Origin of the sequence: Vibrio sp. 10N.247.311.47 (assembly GCF_041467535.1) — a bacterium.
Classification (GTDB): Bacteria; Pseudomonadota; Gammaproteobacteria; order Enterobacterales; family Vibrionaceae; genus Vibrio; species Vibrio crassostreae_C.
The window spans coordinates 71,459-87,054 of record NZ_JBFSUR010000018.1; the positions used below are offsets into that span (position 1 = coordinate 71,459).

At 44.6% G+C, this 15,596-nt stretch carries 13 protein-coding genes; 7 read left to right on the plus strand and 6 right to left on the minus strand.

Annotation, left to right across the window (positions count from 1 at the left end; translation table 11 throughout):
- Nucleotides 1–85 precede the first annotated feature (85 nt).
- Together AB6E51_RS13355 and AB6E51_RS13360 are read right to left on the minus strand one after the other, a co-directional pair.
- On the minus strand, nt 86–1,138 hold the full coding sequence (locus AB6E51_RS13355; protein WP_032545660.1) for an aldo/keto reductase: 1,053 nt from the start codon (nt 1,136–1,138) through the stop codon (nt 86–88).
- Between the two features lie 372 nt (nt 1,139–1,510).
- Nucleotides 1,511–1,657 (minus strand): hypothetical protein, encoded by a 147-nt coding sequence (locus tag AB6E51_RS13360; RefSeq protein WP_017059486.1) that lies wholly within the window; start codon nt 1,655–1,657, stop codon nt 1,511–1,513.
- 348 nt (nt 1,658–2,005) lie between these two features.
- On the opposite strand from AB6E51_RS13360, the gene pepT reads away from it, so the two are divergent.
- The 3 genes from pepT to AB6E51_RS13375 all read left to right on the plus strand — a co-directional run bounded on the left by pepT (nt 2,006) and on the right by AB6E51_RS13375 (nt 4,745).
- Nucleotides 2,006–3,238, plus strand: a complete 1,233-nt coding sequence (gene pepT, locus AB6E51_RS13365; protein WP_372058160.1) for a peptidase T — start codon at nt 2,006–2,008, stop codon at nt 3,236–3,238.
- A 76-nt stretch (nt 3,239–3,314) separates the two neighbouring features.
- Nucleotides 3,315–3,782: a DM13 domain-containing protein gene (locus AB6E51_RS13370; RefSeq protein WP_017068406.1), complete on the plus strand. Its 468-nt coding sequence runs from the start codon at nt 3,315–3,317 to the stop codon at nt 3,780–3,782.
- A gap of 120 nt (nt 3,783–3,902) precedes the next feature.
- Nucleotides 3,903–4,745, plus strand: coding sequence for a mechanosensitive ion channel family protein (locus AB6E51_RS13375; RefSeq protein ID WP_017064358.1), 843 nt, complete (start codon nt 3,903–3,905; stop codon nt 4,743–4,745).
- 86 nt (nt 4,746–4,831) lie between these two features.
- On the opposite strand, the gene AB6E51_RS13380 is transcribed toward AB6E51_RS13375, so the two are convergent.
- Complete coding sequence (locus AB6E51_RS13380) at nt 4,832–5,275, minus strand: dCMP deaminase family protein (protein WP_004737813.1); 444 nt, start codon at nt 5,273–5,275, stop codon at nt 4,832–4,834.
- A 259-nt stretch (nt 5,276–5,534) separates the two neighbouring features.
- Here AB6E51_RS13380 and AB6E51_RS13385 point away from each other — a divergent pair, with 259 nt between their 5' ends.
- From AB6E51_RS13385 to AB6E51_RS13395, 3 genes are all read left to right on the plus strand, one after another.
- Nucleotides 5,535–6,671 carry an efflux RND transporter periplasmic adaptor subunit gene (locus AB6E51_RS13385; protein WP_372058159.1) on the plus strand — a complete coding sequence of 379 codons (1,137 nt, stop codon included), beginning with the start codon at nt 5,535–5,537 and terminating at the stop codon, nt 6,669–6,671.
- 11 nt (nt 6,672–6,682) lie between these two features.
- Nucleotides 6,683–9,835: an efflux RND transporter permease subunit gene (locus AB6E51_RS13390; protein WP_372058158.1), complete on the plus strand. Its 3,153-nt coding sequence runs from the start codon at nt 6,683–6,685 to the stop codon at nt 9,833–9,835.
- A 334-nt stretch (nt 9,836–10,169) separates the two neighbouring features.
- Complete coding sequence (locus AB6E51_RS13395) at nt 10,170–10,856, plus strand: MaoC family dehydratase (protein WP_017059493.1); 687 nt, start codon at nt 10,170–10,172, stop codon at nt 10,854–10,856.
- 76 nt (nt 10,857–10,932) lie between these two features.
- On the opposite strand, the gene AB6E51_RS13400 is transcribed toward AB6E51_RS13395, so the two are convergent.
- Nucleotides 10,933–11,748 carry a phosphate ABC transporter substrate-binding protein gene (locus AB6E51_RS13400; RefSeq protein WP_017064361.1) on the minus strand — a complete coding sequence of 272 codons (816 nt, stop codon included), beginning with the start codon at nt 11,746–11,748 and terminating at the stop codon, nt 10,933–10,935.
- A gap of 264 nt (nt 11,749–12,012) precedes the next feature.
- Here AB6E51_RS13400 and AB6E51_RS13405 point away from each other — a divergent pair, with 264 nt between their 5' ends.
- The gene (locus tag AB6E51_RS13405; RefSeq protein WP_017059495.1) at nt 12,013–12,375 is read left to right on the plus strand and encodes a DUF3024 domain-containing protein; all 363 of its coding nucleotides are present in this window, start codon (nt 12,013–12,015) and stop codon (nt 12,373–12,375) included.
- Nucleotides 12,376–12,559: 184 nt separating this feature from the next.
- On the opposite strand, the gene AB6E51_RS13410 is transcribed toward AB6E51_RS13405, so the two are convergent.
- On the minus strand, nt 12,560–13,390 hold the full coding sequence (locus AB6E51_RS13410; RefSeq protein WP_017064362.1) for an AraC family transcriptional regulator: 831 nt from the start codon (nt 13,388–13,390) through the stop codon (nt 12,560–12,562).
- A 188-nt stretch (nt 13,391–13,578) separates the two neighbouring features.
- Complete coding sequence (gene rnb, locus AB6E51_RS13415) at nt 13,579–15,585, minus strand: exoribonuclease II (protein WP_065584748.1); 2,007 nt, start codon at nt 15,583–15,585, stop codon at nt 13,579–13,581.
- Nucleotides 15,586–15,596: the final 11 nt, after the last annotated feature.

Sequence of the window (15,596 nt, forward strand, 5' to 3'; positions counted from 1 at the left end):
AAAGCAACTCACTTAAAAAAGAAAAGCGCACTAAATAGCGCGCTCTTATGGGATTTACTCACCTAAGTTAAGCTGAACTGACAGCCTAATACGGAGCAGGATAGCGTTTAAATACTGTGTTGATATCAGTCAGGATCTCTTCTGATAGCGGTTTACTAAAAGCGGCTACGTTCTCTTTTAATTGCTCCATGGTCGTTGCACCGATGATGGTGGACGTCACCCCATCAACTTGATTACACCATGCCAATGCCAGTTGGCTCGGAGTAAATCCATGAGCGTTTGCTACTTCAACATAGCCTTTAACCGCTTCGTTGGCAGATTCAGTGTCACGGAAAATGCCTTTACGTTGCATGTAAGTCCAACGGCTGCCTTCCGGTCTTGCGCCATCAATGTACTTTCCACTCAACATGCCTGCAGCTAAAGGTGACCATGGCAGGTAAGCTACATCTTCATGCACACAGTTCTCAATCAGATATGGCCAGTCTTTTGCGTGCAGTAGGCTAAATTCATTCTGAATCGAAACCATACGTGGCAAATCGTGTTTTTCACTCAGCTTGAGGTAAGTGTTAATGCCCCAAGTAGAATCATCTGAAAGCCCGACATGGCGAATTTTCCCCGCCTTAATGCAGCTTGCCAGTGCTTGTAGGATTTCCAACATCTCAGCTTCATGCTGCTTTCGGTCAATATCACTGAATCGAATGTGATTCGGGAAATGCTTACCAAAGTGAGGCGTTGTACGATTTGGCCAATGAAGTTGGTAAAGGTCGATATAGTCTGTTTGTAGGCGTTTTAATGATGCGTCAACGGCTGCGATCACCGCTTCACCCGTTATCGGGCCGCCATCTCGAACCCAAGGAAGCCCTGGCCCGGCAATTTTGCTCGCAATGATCAACTCTTGTCGACGCTGTGGGTTACGCGATAACCAGTTACCAATGATCGCTTCTGTTTTTCCGTAGGTATCTGGAGAAGGTGGAACCGCGTACATCTCTGCAGTATCGATAAAGTTAATACCTTGGCTTAATGCGTATTCGATCTGTTGGTCGGCTTGCTGCTGCGTATTTTGTAGCCCCCAAGTCATGCTGCCAAGACAGATACGGGAAACGGGAATTTGACTACTTCCTAGCTTTGAATATTCCATTGAATTCGGGGTTCCTGTGGTTAGGTTCTCTGGTACTCGCATTATAGTTTTGAAAAGAGGGCGAGTGAGGAATGAAAACGAATATGAATTATTAGCACAAAATGACACGACAAGGTATGGCATCGGGGAGTTTAGTGAGTCATTTCTCAGCGCTGCAAGCTAGTGTGTGCAATGCGTGAAAATACATTCGCGAGAAACTATGAGCCAATTGGTGATCGAGAAGTGAAGAACAACAAGCAATGAGCGAAGGTTTAATGTTCAGCTTGTTTGGGAGTGGGGGAGAGGAGAACAGATCAAAAATAAAAAAAGCTCTACCGGATAGAGCGTAGAGCTTTTTTATAGGGGTCTTAATAGTGCTAGGTATTCATTGAGTTACGAGGTCGCGTTTGTGTCTAATCCACCCTGGATCTGCGCCTGTCTTAGAGCTTCCTGCCTTTGAACTTCTTTCTCAGTTAATACTGGTCGAAGCGTTTCCTCAGAGGCTTGAGGAGAGAAAATGAAATATTTATTAATCGTCATAACTGTGTCTCCGTGTAACGTATGACAGATTCTGCATCAAGGATAAATTGTGATCATCATCCACTTTGTACTTTTGTTAGGCTGAGAGCGGAGGGCGTAGAATGCGTACAAAGCGATCTCTTATCATCCGTATGCAATGTTGAACTGACGAAACCCTCTGTTTTCAAGTATAGGAAGCGCATCTAATTTCGCACAATAATGATTTAGAGCAATTACATACATGGTCAGGGGCGTAAGATGAAAACCCTCGCTACTGACTCTGTGCTCGTATTTATTTAACGATGTATCACTTATCGACATAATAATTAAGTCAGTAAATCAATTACTTAATCCATGGTGAGATGAATTATGGAAAAGCTTGTAGAACGTTTTCTGAATTACGTTACTTTTGATACCAAATCCGATCCTTCTAATCAGCAATGCCCAAGTTCACCGGGTCAAATTACCTTTGCTGAAGCCTTAAAGTTAGAATTGGTGGCATTAGACTTAGTTGATGTGTCTTTAGATGACAATGGATACTTGATGGCGAAACTGCCGTCGAATGTCGATTACGATGTGCCTGCGATTGGCTTTGTGGCGCACATGGATACCGCTCCTGACGCATCAGGCGCCAACGTGAAACCACAAGTGATTAAAGATTACCGAGGTGGAACGATTGAATTAGGGGAAAGTGGCGAGAGTTTGAACCCAAGCCAGTATCCAGATCTTGATTCTTTACATGGTCACGACCTGATTACGACTGACGGCACAACTCTGCTTGGTGCCGACAACAAAGCGGGCATCGCTGAAATCATCAGTGCAATTGCTTACCTGAAAGCGAATCCAGACATCAAACACGGCGACATCTGCATTGGTTTCACGCCGGATGAAGAGATTGGTCGCGGTGCGAACCTGTTTGACGTTGAAAAATTTGGCGCCGAGTGGGCGTACACCATCGATGGTGGCCCAGTAGGGGAGTTGGAATTTGAGAACTTCAATGCCACGAGCGCCGATGTTATCTGTCATGGCGTGAACGTTCACCCGGGCACCGCAAAAGATAAAATGGTGAACTCGATGAACATTGCAGCGCAATTCCAATTGATGATGCCTGCGCAAGAAACACCAGAGTGCACAGAAGGTTATGAAGGCTTCTACCACCTGAAATCGGCGGAAATGGGTGTGGCTCGCTCTGAACTGGGATACATCATCCGTGATTTTGAACGTGAGGGTGTAGAAGCGCGTAAAGCATTCATGCAGCAGAAAGTCGATGAGCTGAATGAGCGCCTTGAGAAAGGCCGTGTTGAGCTGGTGCTAACCGATAGCTACTTCAACATGAAAGAGATGGTTGAACCGCATCAACATATTATTGAATTGGCCAAGCAGGCGATGATTGAGTGCAATGTCGAGCCAATGGTTAAACCAATCCGAGGTGGTACAGACGGTGCTCGCTTATCTTTCATGGGGCTACCATGTCCGAATATCTTTACTGGCGGTTACAACTTCCACGGTATTCATGAGTTCATTACCATTCAAGGCATGGAGCAAGCGGTTAAAGTGATTGTTGAACTGTCACAACGCACAGCCGTTCACTACCAAAAATAGCGGCCTTTAGCTCGATATCTCTTTGTTTTTTTGAGAGTATTCAATAATACTCTCTTTAAGCATAAGGGAGTACGCAATGAAAAAGTTAGTTTTACTTTGCACCCACTTAGCCGTGGGTGCTTTTGGTTTTGGGCTGGGTGTTTACGCATTACCTATCTTGATTGAGCCTGATTCTCCTTCCTCAAGTTCTGTTGAAGCGATCAGTGAGCAGGCTATCTACACGGGCGAGTTCACTAAAGATCGACAAGACAGTGACTTCTTGCACTGGGGAGAAGGCATCGTCTCAGTATCCGAAAGTGCGATCGCTTTTGAAGGTGAATTGGCGCCGGGACCTGATTACAAGGTTTATCTCTCGCCTAAGTTCATTGAAACCGAGCACGCTTTCAATGACAGCAAGAACGAGTTATTGAGAGTCGGAGATGTGAAAACATTCGACCGCTTTATGGTTGAGCTTCCCGAAGGTACTGATCTTAATCGATTTAATACGGTTGTGATTTGGTGTGAAACTTTTGGCCAATTTATTACTTCTGCCAAGATAAAATGATAGCCTTACCAATAGCTGATTTAGGCACGTAAAAAAGCGCTCTATTTTTGAGCGCTTTTTCATAGCGAAGTCTCCGCTAATCGTTGTAAAGCTCGTCGTTGTAATGCTAAGGAATAAGTAATGGAAAAAGTGTGGCAAGTAATTGATTTTCTACTCGCTCATAAGTTTATTTTTAGTGCGTTGATTATCACTATTATTTTAATCATTCGCCGAATCACCTTATCTCAAATAAGAGGTGATGTTGCTTTCCTTAGTGAAGACCAACGTAACTGGATGTCACGAACCAAAAACGGCACATTCGCGATTATTGTTGTGACGTTATTTGTGCTGTGGAAATCCGAAATCAGCGAGTTTGCGCTATCTGTCACGGCCATTGCTGTTGCGATAGTAGTGGCTTCAAAAGAGATCATTTTGTGTTTCACCGGTTCTATTCAGCGTGCGAGTTCTCGTTCATTTAGAATTGGCGACTGGATCGAAGTGGGTAAAATCAGCGGTGAAGTGATTGAGCACAATCTGATGGCGACCGTGATTCAAGAAATCGATTTGTATCATGGGCAATATCACTTCACTGGCAAGACAGCCACGCTGCCTAATAGCATGTTCTTCACTTATCCGGTTAAGAACCTCAACTTCATGAAGCGTTATGTTTATCATAACTTTTTTGTGACGGTGAAAGACTTTGTAAACCTATACCCTATGCTGTCGGGTCTTATTGTGAAAATTGAAGAGCATTGCGAAGAGTTTATCGATGTTGCTCGCCGTTACAACGGTGTGATCGAAAAGCACGCTGGTGTTGACCTTCCGGGTTCTGAGCCTCACATCCATATCACAAGCAGTTCGACAGGTGAGCAAGAAGTCCATTTTATGATTTTCTGTCCAACCGAGAAGGCGGTTCATCTAGAGCAAGAGATTCGTAAAGATTTCATGGAAGCATACGCTGAAGCATTTCCTGTCAGTGCTTAATCCTGCAGTCCGCTGAGCCCCAAACAAAAGAAAGCCGAGAGCGATAATATCGACTCTCGGCTTTTTTGTTCTAACTATCTGTTCGTTTAATCTAGGTCAGCCAGTGGCAACCAATCGACTTGTACACCAGCTTGTTCAAACATATCTTGGCTCACTTTGATTTTGTCTCCCCAGCGAGAAAGAAAGTCTTCACTTTGCTCTGGGCAGTGAACCGCAGAAATACCGGTTTGGATGATTTTCGCTGCGCAGTTTGGGCAAGGGAAGTGAGTCACCCAGATTTCACAGCTGTCCAAATCACGCTTGGCGAATAAGATCGCATTTTCTTCAGCGTGAAGTGTCTTGAGGTACTTCATCTCTCTGTCATCAGTATCCGCACTATCAGACACGCCATGTGGGTAGCCATTAAAACCAACAGAAACAATGCGGTTGTGCTTAGTGATTACGGCGCCGACTTGAGTTGAAGGATCTTTACTCCAAGAACCGACCAATTCCGCCATTTGATAGAAACGTTTAGCCCATTTTGAAATCATGAGAATTCCTTAACAATTAAATGTGAATGCTTATCTGTCTGACAATACATTATGTTAGACAATATCCATAGAGAACAAAAGCTGAGAGATTGATTTACTTAGGAATTGTAGCGTGTTTGTAATCACTTTATAAGCACTTGGTTTCAATTAACATATTGATACACTTTGGCCAGTTATAATTGATATTCCTCGGACATTTGAAGCAATTGTGTTACGTAACTTTTATGCTGTTCAAATACTAATAAGTGACGGTATAACCATGCGTAAAAAGTTGATCCTTACTGCTCTTGCAAGCTCTCTTATTCTTGCTGGATGTGGGCAAGATGCTCAGAATGCCAAGCAAGCGCCTTTACCTCTCGTAGCTGTACAGGATGTTAGCGTCGTTTCTCACCAACAAAGTAAGTCGTACATCGGTCGTATTGAAGCCGTTGAAGACACGGCAATTACTGCACAAGTTTCTGGCTACCTGCAAAGCCGCCATTTCAAAGAAGGCCAAATGGTCGAGAAGGGGCAATTGCTTTACTCAATTGAGCCTTCATCATTTGAAGCAGAAGTAGCAAGCGCGAAAGCGGCTGTTGCTCAAGCGAATGCCAACCTTAAAAAAGCCGAACTTGATTTCAATCGTGGTAAGAACCTACTTCCTAAGGGCAGTATTTCTCAATCTGAATTTGATGCATTAACGGCAAACCTATTAGGTTCTCAAGCACAGTTAGAAGCAAGCCAAGCTCAGTTAAACGCCGCGAATGTCCAACTTTCTCACACCAAAATTATCGCGCCTTTCTCTGGAAGAATCAGTGACACTAAAGTAAGTAAAGGTGACCTAGTTTCACCGTCTTCAGGTGTTCTGACAACTTTGGTTAGCCTAGACCCAATCCATGCATCGTTCAGCATCAGTGAGCGTGAGCGTATTGAGCTGGGTATGGACCGCATCGAAGGCGATGGCAGCAGCGACTCTGCAGGTGTTGAAGTTCAGATCATGCTTGAGAACGGTGAAGCGTTCGAACATCTAGGTCAGCTTGACTTCTTGGGCAACCGTATCAACCTTAATACTGGTACGATCGCGATGCGTGCGATTGCTGATAACCCGAATCAGCAACTACTTCCAGGCCAACACGTTCGCGTTGATCTACGTGAAAAACAACCTATTGATGTTGTGACTATTCCTCGTCGTGCAGTGCAAACCGACCTCGAAGGCGACTTCGTGATGGTATTAGTTGAAGGAGAAGCCGAACCCGTTGCTGAGCGCAGAAACATCGAAATGGGTCGTCAGGTTGAAGGTGGTGTGATTGTTCATTCTGGATTAGAGAAAAACGACGCAGTCATCACTCAAGGCCTACAGCGTGTACGTAATGGTATGTCCGTTCGCATTCAACCTGCTGCTGAAAAAGCTGAGTAAGGGGCTTATTTATGTTAAGTCGTTTCTTTATTCAAAGGCCTAAGTTCGCCCTTGTTATATCCATAATCTTAACGCTGGCGGGTGCGATTTCTCTCGCTATCTTGCCAGTGGCTGAATATCCAAAAATTAGTCCACCGTCGGTCAGTGTGTCGGCATTCTACACGGGCGCAAGTGCTGAAGTGGTGGAACAGGCGATAGCCGACCCCATAGAAACGTCGGTTAACGGCGTTGAAGATATGATCTACATGTCTTCTAAAAGCGCTAACGATGGTTCATACAACCTTAATGTGACCTTTGATGTTGGTACTGACCCAGATATGGCTCAGGTCAACGTTCAGAACCGAGTTGCTCAAATCGAATCGAAGCTTCCGCAAGAAGTTCGAATGGTGGGTGTAACGGTTAAGAAGCGTTCTCCTGACCTGTTGATGGTATTGAACTTCTACTCGCCAAACGGTGAGTACAACGACCAATTCCTGATCAACTACGTGAACTTGAACATTAAAGATCAGCTGGCTCGTGTGAAGGGCATCAGTGAAGTTAACGTGTTGGGTGGTGGTGAATACGCGATGCGTGTTTGGTTAGATCCTGAGAAAATGGCTAACCTCAATATCACCACTTCAGACGTGAATCGCGCGTTGGCAGAGCAGAACGTTCAAGTTGCTGCAGGCCGTATTGGTGCTGCACCTTATAACAACGCACAAGAAGTGCAGTTCAACTTGGTAACAAAAGGCCGATTAGAAACAGCTGATGAGTTTGAAAATGTTGTTCTTCGTGCAACTCAAGACGGTTCAACGGTTTACTTAAAAGACATTGCACGTGTTGAGCTTGGTAAAAAGTTCTACGACGGTAATGGTAAATACCGTGGTCAAGATGCGTCGATCGTAACGCTGTCACTTCAATCAGACGCTAACGCGCTGGAAAGTGGCAAAGCTGTGATGGCGATGCTGGAAAACTTAAGCAAGAACTTCCCAGAAGGCGTGGCGTATGAAGCAAGTTACGACACTACACTGTTTGTTGCTGAGTCGATCAAAGGGGTAGTAAAGACCTTAATCGAAGCCATCTTGCTGGTTATTGCGGTAACGTACCTGTTCTTGGGTAGTGCGCGTGCAACCTTGATTCCTGTAGTTGCGATTCCGGTATCTTTGATTGGTACGTTTGCCATCATGCAGATGACGGGTTTCACCATCAACACGGTAACCCTGTTTGGTTTGATACTAGCGATTGGTATCGTAGTAGATGATGCGATCTTGGTTATCGAGAACGTTGATACCACAATGGCTAAAGACCCAACCATTTCACCGCGTAAAGCCACGCTTATTGCGATGAAAGAAGTAACGGGGCCGATCATTACGTCGACCTTGGTTCTACTTGCGGTATTCATCCCTGTTGCAATGCTTCCTGGTATTACTGGCATCATGTACCGTCAGTTCGCTCTGACTATCTGTATCGCGGTTGTTATCTCTTCAATTAACGCATTAACGCTATCACCTGCATTGTGTTCACTGGTTCTTAAGCAGGGTGGTGGTAACACGGCGCGTTGGTACCAAGCATTTAACCGTGGTCTAGAGTCTGTTACTAACAAATACGGTCAAGTGGCTGGCTTCTTAGTTAAGAAAGGCGTTCTGCTGTTCACTTTCTTCTTTGTGGCTTTGGCGGCTGTGACTTATTTTGCGAAGACAACGTCTACGGCGTTTGTACCTCAAGAAGATAAAGGCATTTTGCTGGTTAACGTTCAGCTTCCTGACGCGGCATCCTTGTCTCGAACCGAAGAAGTGACTAAGCAGCTGCTTGAAATGGTTGAACAAGAGCCGGGTGTTGATGGCGTAACACTGGTTAACGGCTACGCATTTATGACGGGCGCTTCTGCGTCGAATGGTGCGTCAATGTTCATCAAGCTTCACGATTGGGACATGCGTAATGCACTGGATGGTCAACACTCTGCTCAGGCTATCTCACAGCGTATTAATGGTCGTGCTGCGACTGAACTTCCTCAAGCTGTCGTGTTTGCGATGGGGCCTCCTGCAGTTCCGGGCATGGGGGCCGCGTCTGGTTTCGAGTTTGTACTTGAAGATACGCTAGGCCGAAGCCGTACTGATCTTGCTATGGTGATGAATGACGTGATAGCTGAGGCGAGCAAACAGCCTGAGATTTCACACACATTCAGTACTTTCCGTGCGAACGTACCTCACTACTATGTCGATATTGACCGTGAGAAAGCGCAGCAATTAGGTATTCCGTTGTCGGAAATTTTCCAAACACTACAAGGTAACCTTGGTTCGTTGTACGTGAACGACTTCACCATGTTTGGTAAGAACTTCCGCGTAACCATGCAAGCTGACAGTGAACACCGTAGCAGCATGGACGACCTACAACGATTCCACGTTCGTTCGTCTAATGGCGAGATGATCCCGTTAAGCACATTGGTGACTTACGATCAGATCTTCGAACCAGATGTAGCATGGCGTTACAACATGTACCGCAGTGCCGTGATTCAAGGTCAACCTGCAGAAGGTTACTCAAGTGGTGATGCGATTGCGGCAATGGAACGCGTAGCTGCAGAAGTATTGCCTCAGGGGTATCAGTACGAATGGACAGGCATGGCTTACCAAGAAGTACTAGCAGGTAACCAAGCGATCTTTGCTTTCGCACTGGCTCTGATCTTCATCTACCTGTTTATGGTGGCTCAATACGAGAGTTGGACAATTCCGATTGCGATTATCCTCGTGGTACCTGTCGCAACCTTAGGCTCCTTCTTGGCATTGAATCTAACGGGCACTCCGCTGAACCTTTATGCACAAATAGGTTTGGTTCTCTTGATAGCCTTGGCCGCGAAGAACGCAATCTTGATTGTGGAATTCGCAAAGGTAGAGCGTGAAGAGAAAGACGCACCGATTGAAGATGCAGCGGTGAAGGGCGGTACACTGCGTTTCCGTGCTGTGAACATGACGTCTTGGTCGTTCATCTTAGGTATCTTCCCGCTTATCTTCGCTGCGGGCGCAGGTCACGTGAGTCAGAACTCTCTGGGTATTTCACTGATCGGCGGCCTGTTATGTGTATTACTGGCGGGTACGTTCCTAATCCCTGGCTTCTACGCATTCGTGCAACGTAAGCGTGAGAAAGCACACGGTGGTAATACCAAGCTGGTTCCGCTTGATGACGAATAGAGGATTGAGTGTCTTGTAAGATTCGTCTCTTACAAGACCAACCCTCGGAAAACTAATTCCTTGTAAAAACTAAGGTTTAGCATTGCGCTAAGCCTTTTTTTATTCCACTTATGAATAAAAACGCCTTTTATATAAACAAATGTTTGTCATGTGATAGAGCTAACACTCTAATTTGGGTTTTGTAATAAAATGATGTTTTATTGGTAAGTATATGTTTAATATGATTTTAACAAGGTTCAGCTAACGGTTGTATGCTCGAAAACATTTGCACAATAGTGTGAAGTGTTTCAAAATTACGAAGTTATATTGAAATTTTTTGTGCATTGAGGTTCTTATGAAAGTCATTGATTTATTTAAACACCGAGGCGATAGCATGTCTTCGCAACACTCAGAGTTTATGCAATGGATGTCTCCAGCTCTTAGAGATTACTGGGGCGACTTTCTTAATCGTACGCAAAATAGCCATTTTTTTGCGTGGGTTCGTGATCACCACAAACCTGCTGTCAATGAAGATGCACCAGAGATGCCGGTGGAACAGCCGATCGTACTTAAGCCAGAAGCACAACTTGTGTTTGATGAGCTTAATCAACAGATCGGTGAAGTCATCCATACTGGCGACTGGATCAATGTAAGTCAAGACCGTATTAACCAGTTCGGCCTTGTTACTGAAGATATGCAGTGGATTCACACTGAGCCTGAAAAAGCGGAAACAGACTCTCCGTTCAAAACAACCATCGCACATGGTTTTTTAACTTTATCTCTGCTTCCTCGATTGACTGACAGTGTTGACCCTGACAAGTCTCAATTCCCAACAGCGAAGATGGTCGTAAACATTGGTCTTAACCAAGTACGTTTCCCATACCCTGTTAAATCGGGCAGTAATGTTCGTGCTAAAAGTACGTTAACAAAAGTAACGCCAATTAAGAAAGGCCTAGAGATTGAACGCGAAATTCGCGTCGAAATCGAAGGTATTCGTCGTCCTGGCGCTGTGATCGTTTCAGTGATTCAACTTCACTTCTAAACGAACCATATAGATTCCAAAAAAAAGAGAGAGCTTAATGCTCTCTCTTTTTTTTCATAAGATAAAACTCACTCACTTATTTAATGCGAGTGTAGCCGTACTCTTCGATAAGGTCTTGCCCTTGCTTTGACTTCACGAACTTGATGAAGTCTTTGCTCTCGTCAGAAACTGAGTCTGTCTTGTGCAGCAACAAGAATGGGCGAGCCAATTCATAGCTGTGGTTAGCAATGTTCTTAGATGTTGGCTCTACGCCTTCAAATGTAATTGCTTTAATCGAACGGTCGATTGAACCAACAGAGATAAAACCAATCGCGTGTGGGTTATGGTTAACAATCGTTTTAACCATGCTGTTGCTGTTTACAACCAAGTTATTTGGGTTGATGTCAGACACTAGACGGTCATTAATGATCTTCGTTAAACCAAGCAAGCTTTCGAAGCTATAGCGTGAGCCAGAAGACGCTTCGCGAGTGACAACTGCGATAGGCTGATCTGCGCCACCCACAGCTTTCCAGTTCGTGATTTTGCCTTTGTAGATATCGAACAGCTGCTCACGTGTAACGTTGCTTACAGCGTTTGAGCGGTTAGTTACTACAGCTAGGCCGTCAAAGGCAATTGGAAATACCTTCAACTTCTCGTCTTGTTCGCGGTCGGTTAAATAACGCGAGCTCATACCGATGTCAGAGACACCTTTATTAACCATGGTAATACCTGCTGTAGAACCAATGCCCTGAACCGCAATATAGTTATCAGGGTGAGTCTTGTTGTACTCCTCAGCTAATACATCCATCACTCGTGATACTGAAGTGGAGCCCGAAATAGTGGTTTCTTGTGCTAAAGCAGCATGAGAAGACAGGGCTAAGGATAAAAGAGAGGCAAGCGCGACTCGTAACATAAACAACTCCTAGTTAATAACATTTGTCGTATATGATAGGTCGGTTATATGACACTTTTGTGAAATTCCATACTCTCGATGTATAGCTGTTCGCTTGATGAGTCGTAGCTTTCTGGGTTTCCGAAAGCAAGATTCGTTTCTGGGAGCAGGGCCGGTATTTTGATTACGCTTGTTCGCTAAAATGTTTGTTGAGTCCTAAGCTAAGTAGAGGAATTCACTACTTAGAAGTTTCTATGAAGTTTCTATGAAGTTACAAGGGGTGTTATGTCCGTCATTCATATCGAGCTGAATCGTCTTTTAATTGGGGCCGAGAGGCTCTGTACATCTCGAAATCGAAGTTTACCTGTCGAGCTAGGCAAATCCCTATATGAAGAGTGTGAGGGTGGTGTGCTGTTTTCTCAGGCGCATTATCTACTCGACTCATCTCACAGTGATTATACAAACGAGATCGTCTGCGTGACTTTTGATGAGTCGCTGTCTTGTTGGTTAGTGATGGTGCCGCTTGAAGGGGATGTCGAAACCGACTCTGTGAATTGGGGGCCGTATCCGTACCTTCCTAAATCGAAGGATCTTGATGCTATTTTGGCGGAAATAGAAAAAGACCCTAAATCGTACTTCTGGTCATAGTCACTCTGTTTTCACGTTTGCTGGTGGCCTGCTCGCAAAGCTGAATCAATGAGTATCAAAACTCAACCACTGAATCCCAAAGCCAAATCATCTCATCCCACACCCAAGTGGCTTAATATTGAAGCCACTTGGTTTACACCAGTTCCCAACTAAGACGTCCACATCAATCTATCGCTTTGTTTCTTTAAACTTGCGGCTTTACGCTCTGCAGTTGTGCTTGTGCCACTAGCGATCGGAAGTCTTTTGGTGTTTTTCCGTGATACGTTTTAAAGGCCGTGCTGAAGTGAGCGGCACTTTTAAAGCCTGACTCATACGCGATTTGAGTGATCGACTTATCCGATGTTCTTAGCTGAGTGGCTGCATGAGCAATACGTTTTATCTTTAATAAGTTTGAGAACGACAGATCTTCAGCCGATAAGCGACGTTTAAGCGTAGCCGGTGACATTCCCATGTAACTGGCGAGCGTATCCAAAGAGATATTGTTTTCAATGTTTTGCTCGATGTAATGAATGACTCTTTGGGTCACGGTTAACCTTGAAGCTCGAGCAATAATAGCCAATAGAGCTGGGTACTGTTCCACCATCAAAGACAGCAAACTTAAGCCTAATTGAGTGAGTGCGTAGTCATTCTGAGAAGAAGAGTTGGCCAGTGACATGATGAGATCTTTCAACTGACAGAGCTCAGTATCCGTTTGATTGAACTTAATGTACTTGTCTGGGATTCGAGCGGACTCTAAATCGCTGAACTGATTAATGAACTTTTGAAAGATAGCCAAATCAAAATCTAAGCAGGTTGCGCTGAATTCGCCATTTTCAGTGTTAACCGTGATGTCTTTAATCTGACCAGAATTGTAAAGGGTGAAATCTCCCGCTTGCAACGAGGCTTGAGTACCATTGGGCAACACAAAAGAAATGCTGCCTTTCGACACTATAAAGATACCGTTTTTAGAGGCAGGATAACGTTCTCGTCTCCTGGGAATGAAGTTTCTGAACTGAGTAACTGTGATTGATGACATAGTGAGCTTCTTTGACGTTGTAAATTGATTGCTTATTGATTGTTTTTTTTAAGTATTGTTTAAGCATGAGACATTTACAAAAAAGGCGCTAATAATTAGCGCCTTTAGAAGTGAACCTTTGAAGCTTTTGACCTTGATAGCTTTGACCTTGAAAGCCGTAACCTTGAAAGCTGTAGCTGTTAAAGCCTTTAAGCTTCGGTTTCGTTTGTCGTTTCAGGCTCGCTAGGCAAGTCCGCAAATACTTGAGTAGGTTTTGCTACTAAGTTACGGTTTTCCTGATTAACTTCAGAGAGAACTACTTCTAAAACGTCTCCCAGTTTGTATACCATTTCTTTATCGATAGATACAGTACCCATATCACCGTTGCACTCTATTCTTTCTTTATTATTAAGAATGAGAGATCCAGGGATAAATGCAGCAGCACCATTTTCAAGTAAACGTACACGCATACCTGCACGGTTAATATCGAAAATCTCAGCTTGGAAACGAGTTTCTTCTGCTGGAGCATTGGCTAGAGTGCGAGCATACAACCAATCGCCAACATTACGCTCAGCCATGCCGTGGTGACGGCGGTGCAGGGCAAGTTCATCACCGATAGTTTCATCTGGTGTTTGAATTGGCGCTTTACCTAAGATGTGTGCTTTAAGCATACGGTGGTTAATCATGTCGCCATATTTACGAATTGGAGAAGTCCAAGTTGCGTAAATATCTAATCCCATCGCGTAGTGCGGTGCAGGCTCATTGCTGATCTCGCTATACGCTTGGAATTTACGAATACGGTTGTCGTAGTAGCTGTTATCTAAAGAACCTAACCAACGACGTAGAGTAGCAAAACCTTCTAGAGAAATGATTTGCTCTTCAGTGAACGGCGTTTCCGCTTGCGGGTTTACCAGTTCAAGAACGTCGGAGATTTTCTCAGCCTTGAAACCAGAATGGCAGTTAAACACACCTTGGTTGAAGCTCTCTTTTAGTACTCGGCCCGCACAGATGTTCGCGCTGATCATTGATTCTTCAACCAGCTTGTTTGCGCTACGACGCATGTCAGCGTGGATAGCGACAACATCGTTATCTTCGCTCAGTTCAAAGCGGTAGTCAGGGCGATCTGGGAACACAACAGCGTTTGCTGAGCGCCATGCTGAACGTGCTTGAGCAAATTGGTGAAGATCAGAAACAATTGCAGCAATCTCTTCTGATGGTTGCCATTTCTCTGATGCACCTGTTTCTAGCCAGTCTGATACGTTGTCGTAAGCAAGACGAGCATGAGATTTGATGTTTGCAGCGAAGAAGTTAATGTCATCACCGATAACGCCATCTTTAGATACCGTTACTGTGCAGCAAAGTGCAGGACGAACTTCGTTCTCGATCAGTGAACATAGGTTGTCAGCAAGATCACGAGGCAACATTGGGATGTTGCGACCAGGAAGGTAGATAGTGAAACCGCGCTCGCGTGCCACTTTATCCATCGCATCATCTGGAGAGATGTAAGCCGTTGGATCAGCAATTGCGATAGTCAGTTCAAAATCACCGTTCTCTTTCTTCTTCGCGTAAAGCGCGTCATCCATATCTTTTGTGCTTTCGCCATCGATAGTCACAAAAGGGACGTGCGTCATGTCTACACGTTCAAGATCGGCGTCATCGTTGATTAGCCAGTTGTCGATGCCTTCAGGCTCGCTGTTTGGTAGATCGTTTTGTGCCAGCGTTACCCACCAAGGTGCAATCTTGTCGTCAGCGTCTGTGATTTTCTCAGAGATCTGAGCCAAGAAACCATTGTCATCTTTTAATGGGTGTTGAACGATATGAGCAACAACCCAGTCACCTTCTTTAAGCGTTTCAGGGTTTAGACCCTTCATTGCTTTCGCTTTAAGTTGCAGTTTTTTGAGCTGCGGGTGATCAGGAACAACGTTCAATCGGCCTTTGAAAAGCTTAACTCGTGCAATAAAGCGAGTAAGACCTTGTTCAACCAATTCCTCAGGCTCTGCTACTTCGCGCTCTTTCTCTGTGCGAATGATGGCAATCACCTTGTCACCGTGCACACATTTCTTCATGTACGGAGGCGGGATAAAGAAGCTTGTTTTGCTATCAACTTCGAGAAAACCAAAACCTTTTTCAGTGGCTTTGATGGTACCTTCCTTTTTAGGGAGGGTTTCTTGGATTTGCTGCTTGAGCTGAGCGAGTAGAGGATTATCTTGAAACATTTTGACTTTTA

What these genes read in the sequence shown, in the direction of transcription:
- AB6E51_RS13355 (WP_032545660.1), bottom strand. Translation starts at nt 1,138, where the DNA reads ATGGAATATTCAAAGCTAGGAAGTAGTCAAATTCCCGTTTCCCGTATC.
- AB6E51_RS13360 (WP_017059486.1), bottom strand. Translation starts at nt 1,657, where the DNA reads ATGACGATTAATAAATATTTCATTTTCTCTCCTCAAGCCTCTGAGGAA.
- pepT (WP_372058160.1), top strand. Translation starts at nt 2,006, where the DNA reads ATGGAAAAGCTTGTAGAACGTTTTCTGAATTACGTTACTTTTGATACC.
- AB6E51_RS13370 (WP_017068406.1), top strand. Translation starts at nt 3,315, where the DNA reads ATGAAAAAGTTAGTTTTACTTTGCACCCACTTAGCCGTGGGTGCTTTT.
- AB6E51_RS13375 (WP_017064358.1), top strand. Translation starts at nt 3,903, where the DNA reads ATGGAAAAAGTGTGGCAAGTAATTGATTTTCTACTCGCTCATAAGTTT.
- AB6E51_RS13380 (WP_004737813.1), bottom strand. Translation starts at nt 5,275, where the DNA reads ATGATTTCAAAATGGGCTAAACGTTTCTATCAAATGGCGGAATTGGTC.
- AB6E51_RS13385 (WP_372058159.1), top strand. Translation starts at nt 5,535, where the DNA reads ATGCGTAAAAAGTTGATCCTTACTGCTCTTGCAAGCTCTCTTATTCTT.
- AB6E51_RS13390 (WP_372058158.1), top strand. Translation starts at nt 6,683, where the DNA reads ATGTTAAGTCGTTTCTTTATTCAAAGGCCTAAGTTCGCCCTTGTTATA.
- AB6E51_RS13395 (WP_017059493.1), top strand. Translation starts at nt 10,170, where the DNA reads ATGAAAGTCATTGATTTATTTAAACACCGAGGCGATAGCATGTCTTCG.
- AB6E51_RS13400 (WP_017064361.1), bottom strand. Translation starts at nt 11,748, where the DNA reads ATGTTACGAGTCGCGCTTGCCTCTCTTTTATCCTTAGCCCTGTCTTCT.
- AB6E51_RS13405 (WP_017059495.1), top strand. Translation starts at nt 12,013, where the DNA reads ATGTCCGTCATTCATATCGAGCTGAATCGTCTTTTAATTGGGGCCGAG.
- AB6E51_RS13410 (WP_017064362.1), bottom strand. Translation starts at nt 13,390, where the DNA reads ATGTCATCAATCACAGTTACTCAGTTCAGAAACTTCATTCCCAGGAGA.
- rnb (WP_065584748.1), bottom strand. Translation starts at nt 15,585, where the DNA reads ATGTTTCAAGATAATCCTCTACTCGCTCAGCTCAAGCAGCAAATCCAA.